Here is a 24,855-nt window from a genome sequence, read left to right on the forward strand (position 1 = left end):
TGCCGCCGGGCTGGTCAAACCGGCCGGTGCTTCCCATATATTATAGCGATTACAAGAAACGAGGATTCCCATGGCTTCCCCCGCCACCGCCGCATCTGCCGCCAATGATCTCGGCCATCTGCCGACCTGGGATCTGAGCGATCTGTATCCCGGCCTCGAATCCGCCGAGCTCACGCGTGACCTCGCTGCCGTGGCCGAACGCGCGGCCAGGCTGGAACAGCAGGGCAAGGGCAAGATCGCAGGCATGTCCGGCGATGCCTTGGCTGCCGTGATCGCCGAATACGAAGCCCTGCAGGACCTGATCGGCCGCATGTATTCCTTCGCTTCGCTGGCCTATGCCGGCGACATGGCCGATCCGAAGGTTGCCGGCTTCTACCAGGACATGCAGGAGAAGCTGAACGACGTCACCACCAGGCTGCTGTTCCTCACGCTGGAACTGAATCGCCTCGAAGATGCCACGCTGGAGCAGAAATACGCCCAGTCGGCCAAGCTTGCGCATTACCGGCCCTGGCTGCGCGACCTGCGGCTGTTCCGCGATCATCAGCTCGACGACGAGCTGGAGCGCCTGCTGCATGAAAAGGCCGTGGCCGGCCGCGCCGCCTGGAACCGCCTGTTCGACGAAACCATGGCCGGGCTGCGTTTCCCGTGGGGCAAGGACCAGCTCACCGCCGAGCAGGTGCTGCACAAGCTCTCTGACAAGGATGCGGCCACACGCCGGAAGGCCGCCAGGATTCTGGCCAAGGTGTTCAAGCAGAATGTGCGGCTGTTCGCGCTGATCACCAACACGCTGGCCAAGGACAAGGAAGTCGAGGACCGCTGGCGCAAATACCCGACGCCCGAAGCCTATCGGCATCTCTCCAACTGCGTCGAGCCCGAGGTGGTGAACGCGCTGACCGATGCCGTCACCGCCGCCTATCCGAAGCTGTCGCACCGCTATTACAAACTGAAGGCGCGATGGATGGGCGTGAAGAAGCTGCCCTGGTGGGACCGCAACGCGCCGCTGCCCGAGGATCATGACCGTGCCATCGGCTGGGACGAGGCGCGCGACATCGTGCTGAAAGCCTATGGCCGCTTCTCGCCGCAGCTGGCCGATCTGGGCCGGAAATTCTTCGACAATGCCTGGATCGACGCGCCGGCGCGGCCGGGCAAGGCATCGGGTGCCTTCGCCCATCCCACGGTGCCGAGCGCGCATCCCTATCTGCTGCTGAACTACCAGGGCCGCACGCGCGACGTGATGACGCTGGCGCATGAACTGGGCCATGGCGTGCACCAGCTGCTGGCGGCCGAGCAGGGACCGCTGATGGCCGACACGCCGCTGACGCTGGCCGAGACGGCCTCGGTGTTCGGCGAGCAGCTGACCTTCCGCGCGCTGCTCGATGCCGCCGGCCCCGAGCGCCGCAAGATCATGCTGGCCTCCAAGGTGGAGGACATGCTGAACACCGTGGTGCGCCAGATCGCCTTCTTCAAGTTCGAGCGCCAGGTGCATGCCGCGCGCCGCCAGGGCGAACTGACGCCCGACAGGCTGGGCGAGATCTGGATGGGCGTGCAGAAGGAAAGCCTGGGCCCGGCGCTGAAATTCGATGCCGATTACAGCACCTTCTGGTGTTACATCCCGCATTTCATCCATTCGCCTTTCTACGTTTATGCCTATGCCTTCGGCGACTGCCTGGTGAATGCGCTTTACGCGCGCTACCAGGATGCCGAACAGGGTTTCCAGGAGAAGTACTTCGCCATGCTCAAGGCCGGCGGCACGCTGCGGCACAAGGAGCTGCTGGCGCCTTTCGGTCTGGATGCCGCCGATCCGGCCTTCTGGTCGAAGGGCCTGGGCGTGATCGAAGGTTTCATCGACGAGCTGGAAAAGCTGGGCTGAGGCACATGGCCGAGGAAGACAGCACGCTCGGCCGCGTCCGCCGCTACGCGAAGGTGGGCGCCTCGGTCGGCGGCCTGGCGGCCAGGCTGGGCGCCGAACGCATGCTGGGCGTGAAGCTCGACCGCGGCAGGCATGCGGCAGATCTGCGCGCGGCTCTGGGCGGACTGAAAGGTCCGCTGATGAAGGTGGCGCAGATCATGTCCACCATCCCTGACGCGCTGCCGAAGGAATACGTGCAGGAGCTGACCCAGCTGCAGGCCAATGCGCCGGCCATGGGGCCGGCCTTCGTGAAGCGCCGCATGGTGGCCGAACTGGGGCCGCAATGGCAGGCGAAATACAAAAGCTTCGACCTCGCCGCCGCTGCCGCCGCCAGTCTGGGCCAGGTGCACCGCGCCACCGCCAAGGATGGCCGCCAGCTTGCCGTGAAGCTGCAATATCCCGACATGGCCTCGGCCGTGGAGGCCGACCTGCGCCAGCTGAAGCTGATCTTCGCCATCTATCGCCGCATGGATGCCGCCATCGACACCACGCATATCCATGCCGAGATCGCCGCCCGCCTGCGCGAGGAGCTGGATTACGAGCGCGAGGCCCTGCATATGCGGCTGTACGCCGAGATGCTGAAGGGCGAGGCCAACGTGCATGTGCCCGAGGTGCTGCCCGGACTCAGCACCAAGCGGCTGCTGTCCATGACCTGGCTGGAGGGCCGCCGGCTGCTCGATTACGCCGATGCGCCACAGGAAACCCGCAACAGCATCGCGATGAACCTGTTCCGCGCCTGGTATGTGCCGTTCTATCAGTGCGGCGTGATCCATGGCGATCCGCATCTGGGCAATTACACGGTGCGCGACGATCTGGGCATCAACCTGCTGGATTTCGGCTGCGTGCGCATCTTCCCCTCGCGTTTCGTCGGCGGGGTGATCGACCTCTACCGCGCCATCTCGGGCAATGATCGCGCGCTGGCCGTGCATGCCTACGAGACCTGGGGCTTCACCGGCCTGTCCAACGAGGTGATCGACACGCTCAACCTGTGGGCCGAGTTCGTCTACGCGCCGCTGCTGGAGGATCGCCCGCGCCGCATCCAGGAAATGGAATCCTCCGGCCTCTACGGCCGCGAGGTGGCCGAGCAGGTGCATCGCAAGCTCAAGGAGCTGGGCGGTGTGACGCCGCCGCGCGAATTCGTGTTCATGGACCGCGCCGCCATCGGCCTGGGCGGGGTGTTCCTGCACCTGAAGGCCGAGATCAACTGGCACCGCCTGTTTCATGACCTGATCGCGGATTTCGATGTGCGGGCCATGGAAAAACGCCAGCAGGCCGCGCTCAAGATCGCGGGATTGCCCGCAGAAATCGCTTGAGGCCCGGCCGCTTCGGGCCGAAAATGCTCCTGAAATAATGTTTCGCGGCCCCGGGCCGCCCAGCAGACATCAAGGCGCATGATCGGCGGTTTGTCGTCCTTCTCGCCGGGCTCGATATCCAGTTACGGAGGTGCCGGCAGTTACGGTGCGGCCACGGCGCAAAGCCTGGCCAGCGACGGCAGCGCCGTGTGCCAGTCGCTGGACTGCAGCGTGCATGGCGCCGCGCTGAAGGCGCAGATGCAGGCGCAGTTCCCCGGCCTGAAGATTCTGGGCGGCGGCGAGCCGCAGCCGGTTGAAAATCGCCGGCAGAAGGAACCGCCGCGTCCGGTGCCGGGCAGTGGCGGCGCGCAGGGCGGCAATGTCATCAACCTGCGGCCGGGCGGCGGTTCGGCCCTGGCCAGCGGCGCCACCCTGCTCACCGCGCAGGAAGCGGACATCGCGACCGAGCCCTCCGGCGGCGCGAAGACAGCGGGCGAACTGAGCGAGGAGGAAAAGCAGCAGGTCGCCAAGCTCAAGCAGATCGACGCCAAGGTGCGCGCCCATGAACGCGCCCATGCGGCGGTGGGCGGGCAATATGCCGGGGCGCCGTCTTACAGCTATACCCGTGGCCCTGACGGCCAGTTATATGCGGTGGCTGGCGAAGTGCCGATCGATATCGGCGCGGAAAGCGATCCGGAAGTCACCTTGCAGAAGGCGGCCCAGGTTGCCGCCGCCGCCCTGGCGCCGGCCGATCCCTCGGGTGCCGACCGGGCCGTGGCCGCCGCGGCCCAGCAATTGCGCATGGAAGCGCTGGCACAGATTCGCGAGGAGAAGCGCGCCGAGCAGGAAGCCGCCGCCGCCGAGAAGGAAGAGGCCGCGGCCGCGCCGGCCCTGCCGGGTGCACCGCAGGGCGAGGGGCAGGGCGAGGGGCAGGTCGAGGGGCAGGCCAAGGGGGGCGAGACGCCGGGTTCCGAGCAGGCCGGTCCAGTCTCGTCTGGTTCCGGCTTGTCTGGTGCTTCCGGCGTGTCCGGGCGCGATGGCCCTGCCGCAAGGGCGGCGCAGGCTTATGCGCCGGCCGCGGATGCTACCCGCGCCAACCGTGAAATCGGCCGGTTGGTCGGCCTGGTGGCCTGACGTCGCGCAAGGCGGTCCGGCAAGGGGCCAGGGCTGGACTAGGGCCGGAGCAGGGGTTGTGCGGGCTTCTGCCGCCAGCGTAATATCCCCGGCGATTCAATCCCTAAACCATGCAGAGGGTATCATGGCGGAACAGCATCAGATCGGCACCATGGACATCAGCCAGCACAAGGCGGCCTGGGGTGCCTTCATGAAAATGACCACCTGGGGCACGGCTGCTCTGGTGGTCCTGCTCATCCTCATGGCCATCTTCCTGCTCTGAACCGGCCTGGCGGCGCCTGCGGGCGCCGCTGTTGTATTGAAGCCGTCAGTACGGGGGGAGTTCCATCATGAAAATAGCCATTCCCAAGGAGCGCCGGCCCGGCGAGAAGCGCGTCGCCGCTTCGCCGGAGACCGTCAAGAAATTCGTGGGCCTGGGCTGCAGCGTCGTGATCGAGAGCGGCGCCGGCCTGGCGGCCGATATCCTCGACGAGCATTACACCGCCATGGGGGCACAGATCGCGCCGGATGCCAAATCCGCGCTGGCCGATGCCGACATGGTGCTGAAGGTGCAGCGGCCGATGACCGCCGCCGAAGGCAATGACGAACTGGCGCTGCTGAAGAAAGGCGCCATCCTGGTTGCCGGCCTGGCTGCCTTGCAGCAGCGCGAGCAGGTGAAGGCCTATGCCGCTGCCGGCGTCACCGCCTTTGCCATGGAACTGATGCCGCGCATCACCCGCGCGCAGTCGATGGACATCCTCTCCTCGCAATCCAACCTAGCCGGCTACAAGTCGGTGCTGGATGCGGCCAGCCATTTCGGCCGCGCCTTCCCGATGATGATGACCTCGGCCGGCACCATCGCGCCGGCCCGCGTGTTCATCATGGGTGTCGGCGTCGCCGGCCTGCAGGCGATTGCCACCGCCAAGCGCCTCGGTGCCGTGGTGTCGGCCACAGACGTGCGCCCGGCCACCAAGGAACAGGTGGAAAGCCTGGGGGGCAAGTTCGTCTGGGTCGATGATGAAGAGGCGCGCGCCTCGCAGACCGCCGGCGGCTACGCCAAGGAAATGTCAGCGGAATACAAGGCCAAGCAGGCCGCCCTGATCGCCGAGACGGTGAAGAAGCAGGATATCATCATCACCACCGCCCTGATCCCCGGCCGTCCCGCGCCGGTACTGGTGACGGAAGAGATGGTGAAGAGCATGCGGCCCGGATCGGTGATCGTCGACCTGGCGGTCGAGGCCGGCGGCAACTGCCCGCTCTCGAAACCCGATCAGGTGGTGGAGGTGAACGGCGTGAAGCTGGTGGGCTACACCAACTATCCCAGCCGCGTGCCGGTCGATGCCTCCAACCTGTTCGCCAAGAACCTGTGGAACTTCCTGTCCCCGCACTGGGACAAGGACGGCAAGACCTTCAAGTTCAACCCCGAGGACGAGACGGTCTCCGGCACCTGCCTCACCCGCGACGGCGCCGTGATCCATCCCATGCTGAAAGAGGGGGCCTGAGCCATGGCCGAAGTCTATTCCTTCTTCTCGCTGCTCTCGATCTTCGTGCTGGCCTGCTTCGTCGGCTATTACGTGGTCTGGAGCGTGACGCCGGCCCTGCATACCCCGCTGATGAGCGTCACCAACGCGATCTCGTCGGTGATCATTGTCGGCGCGCTGATCGCCGCCGGCGCCTCGGCCACCTTCGATGCCTCGAAGATTTTCGGCCTGCTCGCCATCGCGCTGGCGGCCGTCAACATCTTCGGCGGCTTCCTGGTCACCCAGCGCATGCTGGCGATGTACAAGAAAAAAGAAAAGAAGTGAGAGGGGCCGCGCCATGCCGATCCAACTGACCGCGCTGCTCTATCTCGTCAGCTCCGTTCTTTTCATCCTCGCGCTGCGTGGCCTGTCGTCACCTGAGACCAGCCGCAAGGGTAACATCTATGGCATGACCGGCATGGCGATCGCCGTGCTGACCACCATTGCCAATCTGGGCGATCTGTCCGGCACCATCGTCTGGGTGCTGGTCGCGCTCGTCATCGGCGGCGGCGTTGGCACCGTGCTGGCCCGCCGCATCCAGATGACGGCGATGCCGCAGCTTGTCGCGGCCATGCACTCGCTGGTCGGTCTCGCCGCCGTGCTGGTGGCGGCGGCTGCCTTCTACAATCCGGCGCCCTACGGCATTCTCAATGCTGCCGGCCAGATCACCGTGGCCGCGCGCATCGAGATGAGCCTCGGCGTGGTGATCGGCATCATCACCTTCTCCGGTTCGCTGGTGGCTTTCGCCAAGCTGCAGGGCCTGGTGTCGGGCAGCCCGGTGATCTTCAAGGGCCAGCATATGCTGAACGCCCTGATCGGCCTGGTGATCGTCGGCCTGATCGTGGCTTTCTGCATGAATCCCAGCCGCGAGCTGTTCTGGGCGGTCACGGTGCTGGCGCTGATCGTCGGCTTCACCATCATCATCCCCATCGGCGGCGCCGACATGCCCGTCGTGGTCTCGATGCTGAACAGCTATTCGGGCTGGGCGGCGGCTGGCATCGGCTTCACGCTGCAGAACCCGGCGCTGATCGTCACCGGCGCGCTGGTCGGCTCCTCGGGCGCGATCCTGTCCTATATCATGTGCAAGGGCATGAACCGCTCGCTGTTCAACGTGATCCTCGGCGGCTTCGGCGGCGATACCACGGCTGCTGCCGGCGGTCAGAAGGTTGACCGCGCCTACAAGAAGGGCTCGGCTGACGATGCCGCCTTCATCATGAAGAATGCCGGCAAGGTGATTATCGTGCCGGGTTACGGCATGGCGGTCAGCCAGGCCCAGCATGCCCTGCGCGAGATGGGCGACAAGCTGAAGGAAGAGGGCGTGGAAGTGAAATACGCCATCCATCCGGTGGCGGGCCGCATGCCGGGCCACATGAACGTGCTGCTGGCCGAGGCCAACGTGCCCTATGACGAGGTGTTCGAGCTGGAGGAGATCAACTCCGAATTCCAGACCGCCGACGTCGCTTTCGTGATCGGCGCCAACGACGTGACCAACCCGGCCGCGCGCGACGATCCGAAAAGCCCGATCTTCGGCATGCCGATCCTCGACGTCGACAAGGCCAAGACCGTGCTGTTCGTGAAGCGCTCGATGGCATCCGGCTATGCCGGCATCGACAACGAGCTGTTCTACAAGGACAACACAATGATGTTACTCGCCGACGCCAAGAAGATGGTCGAGGACATCGTGAAGGGCCTCTAAGGCCGCGCCGATCCACGGCTATTTTGTACGCATACAATACCAGCGGCCCGGATCGGCGGATTCGGGCCGTTTCTTTTTGGAATTCCTATAAAACAGCGCGAACGGAAATCTCTTTGCACCCGGCAAAGATGTGGTAAACAGGCGCCCGCTCCAATCCCCGCCGCATCATGCCAACCGCCCACCATCGCAGCCCGCTCGCGCCTCATGATCCCGTGGGATCACGGGACGGGGCCATTGCGTCCGAAATCCTCGACCTGTCGCATCGCGACCTGGAAGATGCCGATTTCGCCGGTCGCGCGATGCAGCGGGCCAAGCTGGCCGGCACCAACCTGCGCCGCGCGCGGCTATCGCGCGCCGATCTGGCCGAGGCCGATCTGTTCGGTGCCGACCTGGCCCGCGCCGACCTGCAGAATGCCAACCTGACCCGCGCCATCCTGCGCGGCACCAGCCTGGCCGGGGCCAATTTCAACAACGCCATCCTGATCGAGGCCGATTTCCGCGGCGGCGTGATGATGCGCCCCGGCGCGCATCTGCAGGGTGCGCAGGCCCGCGTCGGCATCGACGTGTCAGACCTCAGCAACTGCCTGCTGGATTACGCCACGGCGTCGCGCGCGCAGTTCTCGGGTGTGGACCTGAGCGGCGCCTCGCTGGTCGGTGCCGATCTGTCGGGGGCGAATTTCTTTGGCAGCAACCTGCGCGATGCCGATCTGTCCTATGCGAATCTCAGCGGCGCCAATTTGAGCGACGCGCGGCTGGTCGGCACGCGGCTGGTCGGCGCCAATCTGAGTCAGGCGCAGATCGTCAATGCCACGGTGGAGAAGGCGGTGGCGGTGGGCGCCGATTTCACCGGCGCGGTGCTGCGCGGCATTGCCGCCGATGGTTTTGAGGTCAACAGCGCGCGGCTGATCACGCCCGAAGGTTTCGAGCCTGACCTGGCCGGCGCCATTGCAGGGCATCGTGTCTGGATGCAGAGCGAAGGCTCCGCCGGGCAGCAGCTCAATCTCGCCGGCCGGCGTTTTCCTTACCATGACTTCACCGGCCTGGAGCTGGATGGCGCGGATTTCAGCGATTGCGATTTGCGCGGCTGCCGCTTCGATCGCGCCAGCCTGCTGCTCGCCAGTTTCAGCCGGGCCAATCTGGTCGGCGCCGGTTTTGCCGAGGCCCGCGTCGCCGGCTGCCGTTTTGCCGGTGCCAACCTGCGCTGGGCCGAATTCGCCCGGGCCATACCCGGCCGGCTGCGCATCTATTCCAGCGAAGGCCATTTCAGCGGCCGCTGGCAGTTCACCGATTTCACCGGCGCCATGCTGGATGCCGTGCGATTCGAGGATTTCGATCTGAACGCCTGCCTGCGCTAGCGTCAGGCCAGGTCGGCATGCTGCAGGCCGCAGTAATACGGCTCGCCCTGTTCGGCGAAGGCGTTCAGCTTGGCGTTATAGCAGCGATGCTCGAAGCCATGTTTGTCGGTGATGGTGATCAGGCTCGGCACATGGCGGCCATCATCCTCGCGCGGACCGGTCAGGTAAAAGCTGACGCGGTCGATGCGATACCCCAGAACGCGCAGATCCTTTATGCCCGCCAGCCGCTCGCTCACCGCACGCAGGAAGGTTTCGCTGTCGCATTGCCCGTGGCCCAGACCCAGCGGGCGGCGGAAATCGCCCACCATGATCTGTTCCGGCAGGGCGGTGCCGATCAGGCGCGCCACCTGGATGGTGACATCGCCGACGATGAAGGCGCCGCCGTCGCTGCCGTCCTTGCGTGGCTGGTGATAGAGGAAATGGCTGCCGATGCTCAGGCACAGCCGCAGGCCGGGCACGGCCGAAGCGTCGGTGGTGGTGCGGCGCAGGGCCGAGAACAGGATCTGGAAAATCGCCACCGCGCAGAAGAAGTCGATATCGGCGCGCAGGCCTGAGCGTTCGTTCCACACATAGAAACCGTCGCCCGTGGTGGTGCGGCGGAATCCGACGGCCAGGCCATGGGCGCGCGCCATCTCCTCGGCCAGATTGAGCGAGAATTCCAGGGTGGTGAGCTGGGCGGCCTGCTGCTCGGGCGCGGCCTTGGAAAAGCCGACGATGTCCATCAGCAGCACGGCACGGTGCAGCGTCTTGGTCACGGTGAACAGCTGGAACACCTGCTCGACCAGCGTATAGGGAATCTCGCCCGGGCCGGGGCCGATCGGGCGTTCCAGCCGCAGCTCCACCGGCTGCACCTCCAGCAGGCGGGCCGCTTCGTCCAGCGCGCCGCCGGCCATCAGGCCGCTTTCGCTGAACACGGCCAGATGCCGGCCATGATCGGCGAACAGCCGCACCTTGGGCACGGTGATGATCTCGATGCCCAGCCGGCTGGGACGCCAGCCGACCAGGGCATGGCTGCCGAAGCGCCACAGGTCGAAGAAGATGCCGTGCAGCTGCTGCTGCAGGCCATCTTCGGCGGAGGCGTGGCTGGATTCGGCGGTCATTGTTATACGTATGGTTTCCCGGTGCCGGTTGCATAGCGCCGCGCGCATGCGGAATCAACGCCAATTCTGCGCGGATTTCTGCGGGCAATCGGCCGATGCCTGCGCATTTATGCAACCGCGCCAGAGTGTTGCTCGCCCACCCTTGCACAATCTGGAGGAATACCTATCTTAAGGGGGTCATACTACTACGGACTGCCAGACTGCTCTGCCTGTCGATCTCAACAATCGCAGGTGTCCAGTTCCCTGCCACGCCTGGACATAGTTTGATGCGTCGTCGACGGGTTCCTTTCTCTTCGGCGGCGTTGCTACACTGAAAACTACGGAGATACAGCTATGGCTGTCGGTACTGTGAAATGGTTCAATGCCACCAAGGGCTACGGTTTCATCCAGCCGGAAGGCGGCGGGCCGGACGTGTTCGTTCATATCTCGGCCGTTGAGCGCGCCGGCATGAGCGGCCTGAACGAAGGCCAGCGGATTTCCTTCGAGGAACAGCGCGATCCGAAGCGCGGCAAGACCTCGGCCGTGAATCTGAAGGCTGCCTGATCTAACCCGTCAGGACGTTTTGCCGAGGGGGTGCCCGGAAACGGGTGCCCCCTTTGGTTTTTTCAGCATGCTCCAGCTTCAGCATGCTCCAGCATCGAGCTTTGCCCGGAGGGCGCCATGGCGTTCAAACCGAACTACAACCAGCAGCGCGCCGAGCGCACCCGCGCCAAGGAACAGAAGAAGCAGGAAAAGCTGCAGAAGCGCCAGGAAGAATCCGAACGCCGCAAATCGGAACAGCAGGGCGAGACTCCGGTCGCGGACGGCGCGAGGGAAGAGTAAGTCAGGGACAGCGTGTCATGGCCAAGGACAAGACCAAGAAACCCAAGATCAATCCCAACGCCGCCTTCATCCTGTTCGACGTGATCTACCAGGACGGCAGCCAGACCTCGAACCGCCGCGTGCCGACCACGCAATTCGCCGGCTTCGACGACGAGGAGGATGTCGCCCGCGCCTTCATCGAGGCGCAGGACCGCGACATCGCCGAGAAATCCGGCCGCCCGCGCGGCCCGATCAAGACCATCAGCCGCTCGGCCAACCAGCTTTAGGCAACCAGCTTTAGGCAACCAGCTTTAATCAGCTCTGGCCGCGTTTCAGTTTCATCACCGCCTCATGCAGGGCCTGCAGGAAGGCGGAACGGTCCTTCGCGCTGAAGGGCCGGGGGCCCGAGCCGACGCGTTCGGTCGGGCTGGCCGCGCGCAGGTCGGTCATCAGGTTGCGCAGGGCGAGATCCAGCCCGATGCTGCCGTTGAAGCTCTTGCCGTTCGGCGCCAGCACGGTGGCGCCCGCCTTCACGCAGCGCGCCGCCAGCGGCACATCGGCCGTCACCACGATATCGCCCGCACCGGCGCGCTCCGCGATCCAGTCATCGGCCTCATCCAGCCGCGCGCCCACCACGGTGAGCGTGATCCAGGGCAGGCGCGGCAGATTCAGCCAGGCATTCGCCACCACCTGCACGGCCACATTGCCATGAACGGCGCCGTGCCGCTCGGCCACGCGGAACACCTCGTCCTTGACCGGGCAGGCATCGGCGTCCACATAGATGGTGATGGCGGCAGGCATGGCCGCTTTATGCCATGGCATGCTAGGGTAAATCCATGAGCAAGGCCTTCACGAAAGAGACGGATCACGAGGTCGAGGACGATCTCGACGAGGCCCCGGCGATTCCGCAAGGCGCGAAGAACTACATCACGCCGGCGGGGCTGCAGCGCCTGCGCGACGAGCTGAAACAGCTGAAAACCGTCGAGCGGCCCAAGGTGGTCGAGATCGTCTCCTGGGCCGCAGGCAACGGCGACCGCAGCGAGAACGGCGATTATCTCTATGGCAAGAAGCGCCTGCGCGAGATCGACCGCCGCATCCGCTTCCTGCTCAAACGGCTGGAGATCGCCGAGCCGGTCGATCCGGCCCTGCAGAAAAACCGCGATCAGGTGTTTTTCGGCGCCACGGTGACGTACCTGGACGACAGCGACCGCGAACGCACCATCCGCATCGTCGGCATCGACGAGGCGCGCATCGAACAGGGCGAGGTGAGCTGGATCGCGCCCATTGCCCGCGCCCTGATCAAGGCGCGCGTGGGCGACGTGGTGGAGCTGCGCACGCCGCAGGGTCTGCAGTCCATCGAGGTGCTGAAGATCGTCTACGAAGAGGCCGCCTCATGAAAGGATTTGGCCAATGATGAAAGCCGTGCCGGTGAAAATCGCCGAGATCTACGTGCCGGCCAAGTTCAAGGGCACGCTGGATGCCGCGAAGGTCTCGGCGCTGGCCGACGAGATCGTCGGCGACGGCGGCCTGAAAGTGCCGATCCAGGTGCGGCGCGACGAGGCGCAGAAACGCTATGTGCTGGTGGCCGGGCTGCACCGGCTGGAAGCCATGCGCAGCCTGGGCGAGGCCACCATCGCCGCCTATATCGTGGCGGCGCGCAAATTCTGAAGCCCCGGTTCTGAAGCCCCGGTTCTGAGGCCCCGGTTCTGGCGCCTTACTTCTGCGCCACCTTTTTCACCGGCCCCAGCCGCGCTTGCAGCTCGCGCGGCTCCAGCGGCGTGGCGGCCTTGCGGTCGATTCCGCGCAGGCCGGCGCCGATCGCCTCCAGGCTGGCGGCCACCTGCGGCTGGCGCGAATCCTGGCCGCGCTGCTCCTTGGCCCAGAGCAGCACGCGATAGGCCGACAGCCGGTCCTGCGCCGTGCCGCGCCCGGTCGCCAGCATGGCGGCCAGGTTGGCCACCGCGCCCAGATGGCCCTGGCTGGCGGCGCTCAGATACCAGTGCAGGGCGGCGGCTTCGTCCTTGGTGATGCCGCTGCCGTTTTCCAGGAATTGCGCATAGGCATATTGCGACTGGCGGCGGCCGGCCTGGGCGGCGCGGCCATACCAGTAGGCGGCCTCGGCCTCGCTGCGGCGCACGCCCGAGCCGGTCTCATACATCACGCCCAGATGCTCGGCGGCTTCCGCGTCGCCGGCCCGCGCGGCGGCCAGCAGATGCGAGTCCGCCCGGGCCGGTGTCGCGCCCAGCAGCGCCGCGACCAGCAGGGCGGCGCCCAGCAGCAGGATGCCGGCCAGTTGCCACAGCAGGATCTGGCGCAAGGGCGGGCGCGTGACGGAAAACGGATGGGAATCGGTATACCGGACTGGGAGGGCCATGGCGGCTTTCTGCTGCTTGGCGCGCCGGCACGATGACAGGCCGGCGCCGCGATTTTGCGGGATCTCAGGGGTAACGGGTCGATACAACCAGTCCGGGTTCCCAATGTCCAGTTGAATCTTGGTTAGCAGAACTTTCGCCCTGCCTGCGCCCCCAAGCCTCCGCCGCCTGCCGCAGCGGCAGCAGGGACTTGGGGGGGATGAGCCGGGATAAGAAAACGTGGATGACCGGCCAGCAAGCGCTTCGTGGGTCCGGGCATGACGATAAAAAGAGAACCAAAAAACAGAAATGTCATGGCCGGCCAGGAAGCGATTCCCGGGCCCGGGCATCCACGCGTTGTTTTTCCCAGATCGTGGATGCCGCGCCTGAAGCATGGCATGACGGTCAGCCATGTCCGCACCCCTTCCATCCTACGACGTGATCATCCTGGGCGCCGGCGGCGCCGGGCTGTTCTGCGCCGGCGTGGCCGCCCAACGCGGCAAGCGCGTGCTGCTGCTCGACCACGCCGCCAGGCCGGGCGAAAAGATCCGCATCTCCGGCGGCGGCCGCTGCAACTTCACCAATCTGCACACTACGGCGGCCGATTTCCTCTCCGCCAATCCGCATTTCGCCAAATCGGCGCTGAAACGCTTCACGCCGCAGGACTTCATCGCGCTGGTGAACAGGCACGGCATCGCGTGGCACGAGAAAACACTTGGGCAGTTGTTCTGCGACGGCTCGGCGCAGCAGATCATCGACATGCTGCTGGCCGAATGCCAGCGCGGGCCGGGCGAGGTCACGCTGCGGCTCAACTCAGCCATCGCCAGCGTGGAGAAAACGCCCGCAGGCTTCCGCGTCCATACCGCCAGTGCGGATGTGTTCGACGCGCCCGCTCTGGTGCTCGCCACCGGCGGGGCATCCATTCCGAAAATGGGCGCCACCGGCCTGGCCTACGAGATCGCAAAACAGTTCGGGCTCAACGTCATCCCGCCCAAACCCGCTTTGGTGCCGCTGCTGTTTGGGCCGGAAGACGCGCGCCGCTTCGATGGCCTGGCCGGCGTGGCCGTGCCCGATGCGGAAACATCCATCGGCAAACGCCGCTTCCGCGAGGCCCTGCTGTTCACCCACAAGGGCCTCAGCGGGCCGGCCATTTTGCAGATTTCCAGCTACTGGGAATTTTTTGAACGCCGCCAGCCGATCACCATCAACCTGCTGCCCGGCCTCGATCTCTTCGCATTGCTGAAAGCCGCGCGGGTCCAGCACCCGAAACAGGAGATCGGAACGCAGATGGCATCGCACCTGCCGGGCAGATTAGCCAAACGGCTCTGCGACCTGGCCGGCCTCGACGGCCGCCTGGCGGATTTAGGCGACGCGAAATTCAAAACCCTCACGGCGCTGGCGCAACACTGGCAACTCACCCCCGCCGGCACCGAAGGTTTTGCCAAGGCGGAAGTCACACTCGGCGGCGTGGATACCGCCGCGCTCTCCTCGCAAAGCATGGAAGCGCGTGCCGTGCCCGGCCTCTATTTCATCGGCGAGGCCGTGGACGTGACCGGCCATCTCGGCGGCTTCAATTTCCAGTGGGCGTGGAGTTCGGGTTATGCGGCGGGGGTGGCAGCGTAAACTTTTTCTTTAAGCTATCATCTCTCGTTGATATTCTTAATCAAACGGGGGCGAAATGCTATTTTCTGATGCATTTGGAATCAGCCGGGATGCAACGGATGATTGGTTCGATCCGTTGCTGAATATCGACACTCGCTTGTTCCTCGACCCATTTTTGCTTTACGACGGAGAAAGCGGCGTCTTTACCGATAGTCACGCTGAGATCATTCAGTTCTTTAATTTTGTCCTTGGTCTTATCGCAAAAAGTGATGGCAATGACCAATCGGCTAGCTGGCGATTGGCGGAGTCTCTTTTGCGCTTTCCGGAAGTGGGCGAGCTGTGTCTTGGTTATACTAAACTAGGGACGCGCGGCTCAGGTTCAGGCGGCAAGTTAGCTGTTCAATTAGCGCGCGGCTTTTACAAAGCCGTCCGTGCAGGCGTAAAAGAACTCTCGCACTTTGAAGAAATCCAGATTTTTGAGGAAGGGATTGGAGCGGATAGAATTAGCGATGCGACGGCAAATATTATCCGGCATAGATTAGCAGAGTATACCCGAGCGATTTGTCGGAAGCATAAAATTCCCACTGTTGAAGTTCGAACGGATCGAGGTTTCTTCGACATAACTCAACAGCGGTGGGTGAATCGGACTTTCGAATTGCCGATAAATCCTCTCACTAAGGTCCCGATACTATTGGTGCCGAGGCAATACCTGAGAAAGCTGCCTGCCATCAACGCTGATGCATTCTGGGATTATTGCTATGATAACCAGAATGATCTTCTTCGTCAGCGCTATGGAGACGACATAAAGCGTAATGTTGATAAAGCTACGATAGTTGATTTGGCTCGGGCAGCGCAGACACTACGGTCTCAATTCATCAAAACTTTAGAGGCAAGACCTCCGGCTGCTTATGATATCGAGCGCGATCCCAATGGCCTATATCAGCCCGGAGTGGATGCTTTTAGGAGAGCAAAAGCGCATCCTCATGTAGTTTCGCCTAAAAGTGATAAAGAAATGGCTGAGGCAGTCTTCGAGTTTATCGAAGATTTTAGAATTTATGTTGAAGACAATAAGGGATGGAAGCTTTTATGGAACGACAACGGTACGCCCAAAGCTGAGGATGCTTTTCAAGCCTTATTCATGCAAACTGTAGCGACTCATTGTCGTTTAAATAATATTGACGTTTCCGCTGAAGCGAATATTGGCCGAGGCCCTGTCGATTTTAAAATGTCGTACGGATATTCCGCGCGGGTCTTAATCGAGGCGAAGCTGGCCAAGAATTCAAAATTCTGGAATGGCCTTCGTCGTCAGTTGCCAAAATATTTGGAAGCCGAGCGTATTTCCGAAGGTATATTCGTTGTGTGTGCTTACAAGGATGAGGATATAAAGAAAATATCCGATATTCAGAAAATTGTTGATGATATGAACAAGTCTTTACCTTACAAGATCAGAGTTATTACGGTTGACGCTCGACGTTCGCCACCGTCCGCTTCGCTGCTTTAGTGTAGTTATTGCTGTTGATGCGCGAAGGTCTGAGGTTAAGAAACAAGGAAACGCTCGGCCATGTCGGCCCAACAACAAGATCATAAACCCGGCGGCGAATTCGATTACATCATCGTGGGCGGCGGCACGGCCGGTTCGCTGCTGGCCAACCGGCTGTCGGCCGATCCGCGCAACCGCGTGCTGGTGCTCGAGGCCGGCGGCAAGGATGACTGGATCTGGTTCCACATCCCCATCGGCTATCTGTTCGCCATCGGCAATCCGCGCGCCGACTGGTGTTATCAGACGCAGCCGGTGCCGGGCCTCAACAACCGCTCCATCGGCTATGCGCGCGGCAAGGTGATCGGCGGCTGCACGGCGATCAACGCCATGGTCTACATGCGCGGCCAGGTGCAGGATTACGACACCTGGGCCCAGATGGGCCTGTCCGGCTGGGGCTGGAATGATGTGCTGCCGTATTTCCTCAAACACGAGGATCACGAGCTGGGCGCATCGAAACTCCATAATGCGGGCGGCGAATGGCGCGTGGAAAAAGCCCGCGTGCGCTGGGACCTGATCGACAGCGTGGCCGAGGCCGGCGCGCAGATCGGCATTCCGCAGGTGGATGATTTCAACCTCGGCAACAACGAAGGCTCGGGCTATTTCCAGGTCAACCAGAAGCGTGGCGTGCGCTGGTCGGCCGCCACCGGTTTCCTCAAGCCCGTGCTGTCGCGGCCCAATCTGGAACTGCGCACCTATGTTCATGTCTGCAACGTGGCGCTGGACAGCGCGCAGGGCAGCGGCCAGGGCAGCGGCCAGCCGCGCGCAACCGGCGTGGTCTACCGCCATCACGGCCAGAGCTTTTTCGCCACGGCGAAACGCGAGGTGATCCTGGCCGCCGGCGCCATCAACTCGCCGCAGCTTCTGCAATTGAGCGGCATCGGTCCGGCCGATCTGCTGAAATCCCATGGCATCGACGTCAAACATCACCTGCCCGGCGTGGGCGAGAATTTGCAGGATCACCTGCAGCTCCGCCTGATCTACAAGGTGCGGGGCGTGAAGACGATCAACGAAGCCGGGCTGTTTGGCCGCGCCATGATGGGTGCGCAATATGCCCTGCTGCGGCGCGGCGCGCTCACCATGGCGCCCAGCACCTTTGGCATGTTCACGCGTTCCTCGCCCGAACACGCCACGCCGAACGTGGAATTCCATATCCAGCCGCTGTCGCTCGACAAGTTCGGCGATCCGCTGCATCCGTTCCCGGCCTTCACGGCCTCGATCTGCAACCTGCGGCCCACCTCGCGCGGCCATGTGCGGATCACCTCAAACGATCCGGCCGATGCCCCGGCGATCCAGCCGAATTACCTCTCCACCGAAGCCGACATGCGGGTGGCGATTGATTCCCTGAAACTCACGCGCAAGCTGGCCGCCGCACCCGCTTTGGCGAAATACGCGCCTGAGGAATTCCTGCCCGGCGACGACGTGCAGACCGAAGACGACATGCGCGTGGCGGCGGGCAATATCGGCGCCACCATTTTCCATCCGGTGAGTACTGCGAAGATGGGCGTGGACAGCGATCCGATGGCTGTGCTGGATGCGCGCCTGCGCGTGCGCGGCGTGGCGGGCCTGCGCGTGATCGACGCTTCCGTGATGCCGCTGATCACCTCGGGCAATACCGCATCGCCCACGCTGATGATCGCGGAAAAAGGCGCCGAGATGGTGCTGCAGGATAACCGCTAGTCACAGACACCCTCACCCTCCCGTCGCCTTATGGCGCCGGGTCCCTCCCTCTCCCGCCTGCGGGAGAGGGCCGGGGGGTAGGGGGCACCCTGTTGAGAGGTCGTGTCCCTCCCTCTCCCGCTTGCGGGAGAGGGCTGGGGTGAGGGCGTGGTTAAGCCCGCCTCACTCCGGCACGAAGCTGATCACGTTCATCAGCAGGCCGACGCGGGCCGGATTCTCTTCCCGCTGGCCGTCCAGGCGCAAAGCGGCGGCGCGGTGGGTGAAGGGCAGCAGCACGCGGCGGTATTTGTAGAAATCCTTCTTCGCCCAGGTCATGCGGTGTTCGGCATGGAAGGGGCGGGCATGGATCGCCGCCACGTCCAGCCCGGCCTGCATCTGGGCGGTGTCGTCGCCAAACATCTCGTGCAGCATCAGCCCGCGCCCGTCGCGGCCATAGACCTCGCACAGGATCGTGCCGGCCAGACGGCAGCGATATAGCCGCGTGTCGTTCGGGCCGTGCAGCACGTCCCACAGGATGCAATAGGGCAGCAGGTCGGTGATCGCGGCCGGGTCGATCTGCGCGCGGTCGGGCAAAGGCAGGGCCGAGACGGTCGCCAGCCCGCGCCACCAGTCCAGCGCGCGCAGCAGGCGCGGATCGCTCACGCCGCTCATGTCGGCGCCGGCGCGCAACGCCTGCGGCAGGTGGCCCAGATCGGCGGCATCCGCCGTCAGGCCAGGGGGCGTCAGACCGGGGGCCGTCAGACCAGGGGCTGTTGAAACACCGGGAGAAGAACCGGCAGCAGTGCCGGGAAGGGAGACAGGCGGTTCGGCGGTCATGACATGTCCGTCGTTGGGGGGGTAACGGGCCTATATCTACTCCGCCCGCGTTAGAAGGGAAGTTAATTTCAAGTAATTCTAGTGTGGAACCCGGGGGCGGGGTCGGTATTGAATTCCCGGCCGAAAGTTCCATATATGTTCCGATGGTGGGTTTTGGCGTTATGGAAAATCGATTTACGGGGAATCAAGGACTTAGCATAGCAAAACCATCGCAAAACGACGCAAAACCACTGCGGCACGCTGCGAAAGCGGGGGCATAGAAACGGCGCAAAAAAAACGGCGGCCGTAACATGGCCGCCGCCGAGATGCCGGCCACCGCGAGGGGGGATGCGATGGCCGGCGGGGGGAGGAAACTTCAGGGGCTGCAGGGCGGGCAGCCGCCCAGCAGGTCGTCGGCCTTGGCTTTCTGTTCCGGGGTCAGGGCGGCATAGAGCGGCTTGGCCGTGTCGCGCAGGGTTTTCAGCGCGGCGAGATGGCCTTCCATCCAGCCCACCCGGGTCTCCAGGCTGTCGGGCAGGGACTGGTTGGCCGGCGGCTGGGTGGCCGGCTGCTGGGCCGGTGTCTGGCGGCCGTGGCGCGGCCCATGCATGCTGGCGCCGAAGCTGCGCAGGGCCGTGGCGAAGGGAGTCCACACCGCCTCCTGCTGCGTGGTGATGCCCAGCTCGGCTTTCAGGAAGGCGATGCTGCCTTCGGTATAGCCGCCGCCCATCATGCCCATCATCATGCCATGGCCATACCCCATGCCATAACCGCCCATGCCGTAGCCCTGCATCATGCCGTAGCCGGGGCCATAGCCCTGCATCATGCCCTGACCCTGCATCATGCCCTGGCCCTGCTGCATCATCGGGCCGCGTCCCTGCTGGCCCTGCATCATCGGCTGGGCCAGGGCCGTACCGGCCACCGTGGCAGCGATGGCAAGGGCGGTGGCAAGGGCGGTGAATGTGGTGCGGATCAGTCCCGTGGTCATGGCGTCTCTCCATGCTGAGGATGCCGCAACCCTAATGCGGCCGGCTTACGGCCACCTTGCGCTATGTCAACCTCGCAAACGAAAAGCGCCGGCCGGGAGGAGGGCCTCCGGGCCGGCGCCTGATCGTCGAAAATGAGCGCGCGTTACTTGATACCAGCCGCGCGCACGATGCCGTCGGTGATCATCTTGGCGGCCTCGTCCGGGCCGACCCAGCCGGCCGACTTCACGAACTTGCCCTTTTCCAGGTCCTTGTAATGGACGAAGAAATGCTCGATCTGCTCCAGCAGGCTGGCCGGCAGATCGGCATAGGTCGCCACGTTGGTGTAGAAGGGGTGCAGCTTGTCGACCGGCACGGCGATGATCTTCTCGTCGCCGCCGGCCTCGTCTTCCATCTTCAGCGCGCCGATCGGGCGCGAGCGGATCACCGCGCCGGCCACCACCGGCACATGGCTCACCACCAGGATGTCGCAGGGGTCGCCGTCGCCACCCAGGGTATGCGGCACGAAGCCGTAATTGGCCGGGTAGAACATGGCGGTGTGCAGGAAGCGGTCGACGAACAGCGCGCCGGAATCCTTGTCCAGCTCGTATTTCACCGGGACGCCGCCGGCCGGGATCTCGATCACGGCATTGATGTCGTAAGGCGGGTTCTTACCCACGCTGATGCGGGCGATATCCATGTCTGGTCCTTTGGACTCGATGGGGTAGGGAGGTGGGCGCCTTTTTCGCAAATGCAGCAGAAAACGCAACCGCTTGATCCCTAATATTTTCGTCGCAGATGCCCCGCCCGCCCGGCTAGGATGGCGTTCAAGCCTGTGGGGGGAGTATGCATCGGGAACGCAACGTCAAGATCGTCGCCACGCTCGGCCCCGCCACCGCTTCCGCCGACCGCATCCGCGCCCTGTTCGAGGCCGGCGCCGATGTGTTCCGCCTCAATTTCAGCCATGGCAGCCATGACGATCACCTGGCCCGCATCCACATCGTGCGCGCCCTGGAACACGAGGCGGGCCGGCCGATCGGCCTGCTCGCCGATCTGCAGGGGCCCAAGCTGCGCATCGGCAGCTTCCGCGACGGTGCCGTCGACCTGATCGCCGGCCAGAGTTTCCGCCTCGACATGGAAGGCACGCTGGGCGATGCCACCGGCGTGGCTTTGCCGCATCCGGAAGTGCTGGCCAGCCTGCAACCCGATACCGACCTGCTGCTGGATGACGGCAAGATCCGCCTGCGCGTGAAGGACATGCATTCCAGCTGGGCGATGACCGAAGTGGTGGTGGGCGGGCCGCTCTCCGACCGCAAGGGGCTGAACCTGCCCGATACCGTGGTGCCGCTGTCGGCGCTGACGCCCAAGGATCGCGGCGACCTTGCTTTTGCGCTCGCCCATGGCGTGGACTGGATCGGCTTGAGTTTCGTGCAGCGGCCTGACGACCTGCGCGAGGCCCGTGGCCTGATCCAGGGCCGCGCGGCCTTGCTGGCCAAGATCGAAAAGCCGTCTGCCGTGGACGAGCTGGACGAGATCGTCGCGCTGTCGGACGCGATCATGGTGGCGCGCGGCGATCTGGGCGTGGAAATGCCGCTGCAGGCGGTGCCCGGCGTGCAGAAACGCATCGTGCGTGCCGCCCGCCGCGCCGGAAAACCCGTCGTGGTCGCCACGCAGATGCTGGATTCCATGGTGAAAGCGCCGGTGCCGACGCGCGCCGAGGTGTCCGATGTCGCCACGGCGGTCTATGACGGCGCCGATGCCGTGATGCTGTCGGCCGAAACCGCGTCCGGCGAGTATCCGGTGGAAGCCGTGCGCACCATGAATGCCATCGCCGAGCAGATCGAACGCGATCCGCTCTATCGCGGCATCATGGATGCCGAACACAACAGCCCGGAAAACACGGTGTCGGACGCGATCACCGCGGCGGCCCGTCAGGTGGCCGAAACCATCCGTGCCGCCGCCATCGTCACCTACACCATGTCGGGCTCCACGGCCCTGCGGGCGGCGCGCGAACGGCCGAAAGCGCCGATCCTTTGCCTCACGCCGCTGGTGGAAACCGCGCGCCGCCTCAGCATCGCCTGGGGCGTCAATCCCGTGGTGGCGCCGGATGCGGTGAATTTCTCCGATATGGTGGCCAAAGCGGTGGTTCTGGCGCGCGATGCCGAACTGGCCAGGCCGGGCGACATGCTGGTGGTCACCGCCGGCGTTCCGTTCGGAACACCCGGCAATACCAACGTGCTGCGCATTGCCCGCGTCGATTCCGTGCCGTAAAGCAGGGACTCCCCGATCTTCCCAGCCCGCCAGAGGCGCCATGACCACCATCCTGCTGCTCTGTGCATCCAACGTGATGATGACCTTCGCCTGGTACTGGCACCTGAAATTCCCGGGGCAGGCCCTGTGGAAGGTGATTCTGATCTCTTGGGGCATCGCCTTCTTCGAATACTGCCTGGCGGTGCCGGCGAACCGGATCGGCTATGCCAGCGGCACCTTCAATGCCGCCCAGCTCAAGATCGTGCAGGAAGTGATCACGCTCAGCGTCTTTGCGCTGTTCGCGGTGTTTTATTTAGGGGAAGGGCTGCGCTGGAATTACCTGGCCGCTTTCGGCTGCCTGATCGGTGCCGTCTATTTCATCTTCCAGAAATAGCTAGAGCGTCTTGGCGTCGATGCGCCGGCGCAGTTCTTTCAGTTTCTCCGGTCCGTCGGCCAGATGCGGATTGGCGGCCAGGGCGCGGCGATAGGCACGCAAAGCCTCGGGCAGGTTGTCCAGCCGCTCCATGATCATCGCCAGGCCGGCCAGGGCGCCGAAATGGCGTGGTTCGAGTTGCAGCGTGCGCTCGATATCGGCGACCGAACCGGCATAGTCGCCAGCCAGGAACCGCACCGTGGCACGCTTGTTATAGCCTTCCGCGAAATCGGGCTTCAGCTCGATCACGGTGGAGAAGATATCCACGGCGCGTTTGTAATCGCCCTTTTCCATCACCGTGACGCCGCCCTGCATCAGGGCTTCCAGGGTGTCGGAATCCGATTTGCCCCAGGCTTCCCAGATTTTGCGCTCGAGCTGTTTGGCTTCGATCGGGTTCTGGGTTTCCTGCAGTTTGTCGAACAGTTCGTCGAGGGTGACCGGCGCTTTCGCCGCAGCCGCAGTTCCAGTCTGCGCGAGGCCGGGCTGGGCCAGCATCAGAAGAAGAGGCAGGGCAAGGAATGCCGGAAACCGCATGGTGGAAATGGTAGGTCCGCCATCCCGGCCGGGCAAGGGCAGAATTTTTTGCTGGACGACGGAATAAAACCGCCGGCGGCCAGTCTTACCCCCTGGGCGGCCGGAAGGCGGCTGTCCCGTATTTCCGCAAAGGGGAAGCCTGATGACCATTCGCAACCTGATGCTGGCCGGCCTGCTGACGGCCGGCCTTGCCGCCTGCGCCAGTGCCGATATGGCCCCTGCCAAGACCGGCAACACCGCGCTCGGCCCCGTGCTGGTCGATGCCAAGGGCATGACGCTCTATACCTTCGATAAGGACGCCACGCCCGGCAAATCCGCCTGCAACGGTCCCTGCGCCCAGAACTGGCCGCCGCTGATGGCCGCTGGCGACGCCAAGGCCAGCGGCGACTGGAGCGTGATCACCCGCGACGACGGCTCGAAGCAGTGGGCCTACAAGGGCAAGCCGCTTTACGCCTGGGTCAAGGATACCAAGCCGGGCGATACCACCGGCGACGGCTTCCTCAACGGCGCCTGGCACATCGCCAAGCCGTAAGGGGAAGGGTAAGCTGGGCGGTACGATCGTCCGTCACGCCGCCCGGCTTACCCGCTCGACTGCTTGCCATGCTGTTCCGTCGGCACCAGCCGCATCCTATCGAGGCCGAGATTCCGCGGCTGCGGCGCTTTGCCCTGGCACTGGCGCGCGACGGCACGCTGGCCGACGACATCGTGCAGGACTGTCTGGAGCGCGCCCTGGCTGCCTGGGCCACGCGGCGCAACGATGCCAGCCTGCGACCGTGGCTGTTTGCCATTCTGCACAATGTATGGCGCAGCCGCCGGACGCGCGAGGGCAACCGCCCCGACAGTCGGCCGCTGGATGACAGCATCGAGGAACCGGGTTTGAGCGGCGGCCAGTGGGAACGGTTGGAATTGCGCGATCTCGATATGGCGCTGGATCTGCTGCCCGAGGAGCAGCGCAGCCTGCTGTTGCTGGTGGTGGTGGAAGGCCTGAGTTACGAAGAGGCGGCCCGCGTGCAGGATGTGCCGCTGGGAACCGTGATGTCGCGCCTTTTGCGGGCGCGCGAGAAACTGCGGCGGCTGACCGATGGCGAGCCTCCGCATGTGGGCGATGATGCAAGGCCGCATCTGAGGAGGGTGAAATGACCGGCGCTGTGGACCAGCCAGTCACCGATGCCGAATTGCAGGCTTATGCCGATGACCGCCTGCCGGCGGCGGACCGCCTGCGCGTCGAGGCCTGGCTGATCAAGAATCCCGAGGCGGCGGCAAAGGTTGCGGCCTGGCAGGACCAGGCCGAGGCCTTGCAGCAGCATTTTGCGCCGGCGCTGGCCGAACCCGTGCCGGTGGCGATGGCGGCTTTGTTCGCCCGGCCGAAGCGCGGCGAGATTCTGCTGCGCCAGGGCCTGCGGATCGCGGCCGTGCTGTGCATCGCCGTGCTGGGTGCCGGTGCCGGCTGGTGGGGGCGCGGCTACATGATGCCGCCCGTGCAGGTGGCGGCCTTGCCGCAGGAAGCCACGCGCGCGCATATGGTATACAGCCGCGAGGTGCTGCATCCGGTGGAGGTGACCGCGAAGGAAGAGCAGCATCTGGTGGCCTGGCTCTCCAAGCGGCTGGGCACGACGTTGCGCGTACCCTCGCTCACCGCGCAGGGATACGGGCTGGTAGGCGGACGGCTGCTGCCGGCCTCCAGCGGCAACCATGCCGCCGCACAGTTCATGTATGAAAACCGCCAGGGCCAGCGCCTGACGCTGTATGTGCGCAGCGGCGAGACGGGCGATGACACGGCTTTTCGTTTTTCCGGCGACGGCGCGGCAGCGGCCTTCTACTGGATCGACGGCGGCTTCGGCTATGCGCTGGCCGGCGAGGCGGGCCGCGAGGCTTTGCTGCCGGTGGCGCGCAGCGTCTATGAGAGCCTGACGCGCTAGTTG

The 24,855-nt window shown here is 64.4% G+C and carries 27 protein-coding genes and 1 pseudogene; 21 read left to right on the forward strand and 7 right to left on the reverse strand.

All coding sequences use genetic code 11. The features are described from left to right. Positions 1–70: 70 nt before the first annotated feature. From ACE3OO_RS14575 to ACE3OO_RS14610, 8 genes and pseudogenes are all read left to right on the forward strand, one after another. A complete protein-coding gene (locus ACE3OO_RS14575) occupies positions 71–1,870 on the forward strand; it encodes a M3 family oligoendopeptidase (protein WP_374304125.1) in 1,800 nt (599 codons plus the stop codon). 5 nt (positions 1,871–1,875) lie between these two features. Beyond that, positions 1,876–3,222, forward strand: coding sequence for an ABC1 kinase family protein (locus tag ACE3OO_RS14580; protein WP_374304126.1), 1,347 nt, complete (start codon positions 1,876–1,878; stop codon positions 3,220–3,222). Between the two features lie 78 nt (positions 3,223–3,300). Then, positions 3,301–4,335, forward strand: a complete 1,035-nt coding sequence (locus tag ACE3OO_RS14585; protein ID WP_374304128.1) for a putative metalloprotease CJM1_0395 family protein — start codon at positions 3,301–3,303, stop codon at positions 4,333–4,335. Positions 4,336–4,459: 124 nt separating this feature from the next. Beyond that, positions 4,460–4,597 (forward strand): aa3-type cytochrome c oxidase subunit IV, encoded by a 138-nt coding sequence (locus ACE3OO_RS14590; RefSeq protein ID WP_374304129.1) that lies wholly within the window; start codon positions 4,460–4,462, stop codon positions 4,595–4,597. A 67-nt stretch (positions 4,598–4,664) separates the two neighbouring features. After that, on the forward strand, positions 4,665–5,816 hold the full coding sequence (locus ACE3OO_RS14595) for a Re/Si-specific NAD(P)(+) transhydrogenase subunit alpha (protein WP_374304130.1): 1,152 nt from the start codon (positions 4,665–4,667) through the stop codon (positions 5,814–5,816). A gap of 36 nt (positions 5,817–5,852) precedes the next feature. Beyond that, positions 5,853–6,119 (forward strand): annotated as a pseudogene (locus tag ACE3OO_RS14600) (NAD(P) transhydrogenase subunit alpha); the annotation flags it as partial. Between the two features lie 13 nt (positions 6,120–6,132). After that, the gene (locus ACE3OO_RS14605; RefSeq protein WP_374304132.1) at positions 6,133–7,530 is read left to right on the forward strand and encodes an NAD(P)(+) transhydrogenase (Re/Si-specific) subunit beta; all 1,398 of its coding nucleotides are present in this window, start codon (positions 6,133–6,135) and stop codon (positions 7,528–7,530) included. 212 nt (positions 7,531–7,742) lie between these two features. Further along, positions 7,743–8,885, forward strand: a complete 1,143-nt coding sequence (locus tag ACE3OO_RS14610; protein WP_374304134.1) for a pentapeptide repeat-containing protein — start codon at positions 7,743–7,745, stop codon at positions 8,883–8,885. Between the two features lie 2 nt (positions 8,886–8,887). Here ACE3OO_RS14610 and ACE3OO_RS14615 read toward each other — a convergent pair whose 3' ends face one another. After that, complete coding sequence (locus ACE3OO_RS14615; protein ID WP_374304136.1) at positions 8,888–9,985, reverse strand: hypothetical protein; 1,098 nt, start codon at positions 9,983–9,985, stop codon at positions 8,888–8,890. A 333-nt stretch (positions 9,986–10,318) separates the two neighbouring features. Between ACE3OO_RS14615 and ACE3OO_RS14620 the strand changes: the two genes are divergently transcribed. From ACE3OO_RS14620 to ACE3OO_RS14630, 3 genes are all read left to right on the forward strand, one after another. Beyond that, positions 10,319–10,528 (forward strand): cold-shock protein, encoded by a 210-nt coding sequence (locus tag ACE3OO_RS14620; RefSeq protein ID WP_374304137.1) that lies wholly within the window; start codon positions 10,319–10,321, stop codon positions 10,526–10,528. 117 nt (positions 10,529–10,645) lie between these two features. Next, a complete protein-coding gene (locus ACE3OO_RS14625; protein WP_374304139.1) occupies positions 10,646–10,807 on the forward strand; it encodes a hypothetical protein in 162 nt (53 codons plus the stop codon). A gap of 17 nt (positions 10,808–10,824) precedes the next feature. Further along, positions 10,825–11,073 (forward strand): hypothetical protein, encoded by a 249-nt coding sequence (locus tag ACE3OO_RS14630; protein ID WP_374304140.1) that lies wholly within the window; start codon positions 10,825–10,827, stop codon positions 11,071–11,073. Positions 11,074–11,101: 28 nt separating this feature from the next. On the opposite strand, the gene ACE3OO_RS14635 is transcribed toward ACE3OO_RS14630, so the two are convergent. Beyond that, a complete protein-coding gene (locus ACE3OO_RS14635; protein WP_374304142.1) occupies positions 11,102–11,587 on the reverse strand; it encodes a YaiI/YqxD family protein in 486 nt (161 codons plus the stop codon). A gap of 35 nt (positions 11,588–11,622) precedes the next feature. Between ACE3OO_RS14635 and greB the strand changes: the two genes are divergently transcribed. Together greB and ACE3OO_RS14645 are read left to right on the forward strand one after the other, a co-directional pair. Beyond that, positions 11,623–12,183: a transcription elongation factor GreB gene (gene greB, locus ACE3OO_RS14640; protein WP_374304143.1), complete on the forward strand. Its 561-nt coding sequence runs from the start codon at positions 11,623–11,625 to the stop codon at positions 12,181–12,183. A gap of 13 nt (positions 12,184–12,196) precedes the next feature. Then, on the forward strand, positions 12,197–12,454 hold the full coding sequence (locus ACE3OO_RS14645) for a ParB N-terminal domain-containing protein (protein ID WP_374304145.1): 258 nt from the start codon (positions 12,197–12,199) through the stop codon (positions 12,452–12,454). 46 nt (positions 12,455–12,500) lie between these two features. On the opposite strand, the gene ACE3OO_RS14650 is transcribed toward ACE3OO_RS14645, so the two are convergent. Next, positions 12,501–13,160, reverse strand: coding sequence for a tetratricopeptide repeat protein (locus ACE3OO_RS14650; protein ID WP_374304146.1), 660 nt, complete (start codon positions 13,158–13,160; stop codon positions 12,501–12,503). A 388-nt stretch (positions 13,161–13,548) separates the two neighbouring features. Here ACE3OO_RS14650 and ACE3OO_RS14655 point away from each other — a divergent pair, with 388 nt between their 5' ends. The 3 genes from ACE3OO_RS14655 to ACE3OO_RS14665 are packed head-to-tail and all read left to right on the forward strand — an operon-like array spanning position 13,549 to position 17,956. Next, complete coding sequence (locus ACE3OO_RS14655) at positions 13,549–14,760, forward strand: NAD(P)/FAD-dependent oxidoreductase (RefSeq protein ID WP_374304147.1); 1,212 nt, start codon at positions 13,549–13,551, stop codon at positions 14,758–14,760. Between the two features lie 55 nt (positions 14,761–14,815). Continuing rightward, positions 14,816–16,240 (forward strand): hypothetical protein, encoded by a 1,425-nt coding sequence (locus tag ACE3OO_RS14660; protein ID WP_374304148.1) that lies wholly within the window; start codon positions 14,816–14,818, stop codon positions 16,238–16,240. A gap of 60 nt (positions 16,241–16,300) precedes the next feature. Continuing rightward, the gene (locus ACE3OO_RS14665; RefSeq protein ID WP_374304149.1) at positions 16,301–17,956 is read left to right on the forward strand and encodes a GMC family oxidoreductase; all 1,656 of its coding nucleotides are present in this window, start codon (positions 16,301–16,303) and stop codon (positions 17,954–17,956) included. Positions 17,957–18,118: 162 nt separating this feature from the next. Here the strand turns inward: ACE3OO_RS14665 and ACE3OO_RS14670 are convergent, their stop codons facing one another. From ACE3OO_RS14670 to ppa, 3 genes are all read right to left on the reverse strand, one after another. Further along, positions 18,119–18,772 (reverse strand): PAS domain-containing protein, encoded by a 654-nt coding sequence (locus ACE3OO_RS14670; RefSeq protein ID WP_374304150.1) that lies wholly within the window; start codon positions 18,770–18,772, stop codon positions 18,119–18,121. 355 nt (positions 18,773–19,127) lie between these two features. Then, complete coding sequence (locus ACE3OO_RS14675) at positions 19,128–19,739, reverse strand: Spy/CpxP family protein refolding chaperone (RefSeq protein WP_374304151.1); 612 nt, start codon at positions 19,737–19,739, stop codon at positions 19,128–19,130. 143 nt (positions 19,740–19,882) lie between these two features. Further along, on the reverse strand, positions 19,883–20,416 hold the full coding sequence (gene ppa, locus ACE3OO_RS14680) for an inorganic diphosphatase (protein WP_374304152.1): 534 nt from the start codon (positions 20,414–20,416) through the stop codon (positions 19,883–19,885). Positions 20,417–20,562: 146 nt separating this feature from the next. On the opposite strand from ppa, the gene pyk reads away from it, so the two are divergent. Both pyk and ACE3OO_RS14690 read left to right on the forward strand, forming a co-directional pair. Next, a complete protein-coding gene (pyk, locus tag ACE3OO_RS14685) occupies positions 20,563–21,987 on the forward strand; it encodes a pyruvate kinase (RefSeq protein WP_374304153.1) in 1,425 nt (474 codons plus the stop codon). 40 nt (positions 21,988–22,027) lie between these two features. After that, complete coding sequence (locus tag ACE3OO_RS14690; RefSeq protein WP_374304154.1) at positions 22,028–22,360, forward strand: DMT family protein; 333 nt, start codon at positions 22,028–22,030, stop codon at positions 22,358–22,360. Here the strand turns inward: ACE3OO_RS14690 and ACE3OO_RS14695 are convergent, their stop codons facing one another. Next, on the reverse strand, positions 22,361–22,933 hold the full coding sequence (locus tag ACE3OO_RS14695) for a tetratricopeptide repeat protein (RefSeq protein ID WP_374304155.1): 573 nt from the start codon (positions 22,931–22,933) through the stop codon (positions 22,361–22,363). 142 nt (positions 22,934–23,075) lie between these two features. Here ACE3OO_RS14695 and ACE3OO_RS14700 point away from each other — a divergent pair, with 142 nt between their 5' ends. The 3 genes from ACE3OO_RS14700 (at position 23,076) to ACE3OO_RS14710 (ending at position 24,852) form a co-directional block, all read left to right on the forward strand. Next, entirely contained in the window at positions 23,076–23,465 is a 390-nt protein-coding gene (locus tag ACE3OO_RS14700) for a hypothetical protein (RefSeq protein ID WP_374304156.1), read from the forward strand. A gap of 68 nt (positions 23,466–23,533) precedes the next feature. Next, positions 23,534–24,073, forward strand: a complete 540-nt coding sequence (locus ACE3OO_RS14705; RefSeq protein WP_374304157.1) for a sigma-70 family RNA polymerase sigma factor — start codon at positions 23,534–23,536, stop codon at positions 24,071–24,073. Next, a complete protein-coding gene (locus ACE3OO_RS14710) occupies positions 24,070–24,852 on the forward strand; it encodes an anti-sigma factor (RefSeq protein WP_374304158.1) in 783 nt (260 codons plus the stop codon). The genes ACE3OO_RS14705 and ACE3OO_RS14710 overlap by 4 nt, the downstream gene beginning before the upstream one ends. The last annotated feature ends 3 nt before the right edge of the window (positions 24,853–24,855 follow it).

Source organism: Ferrovibrio sp. (assembly GCF_041906005.1).
In the GTDB taxonomy this organism is placed as follows: Bacteria; Pseudomonadota; Alphaproteobacteria; order Ferrovibrionales; family Ferrovibrionaceae; genus Ferrovibrio.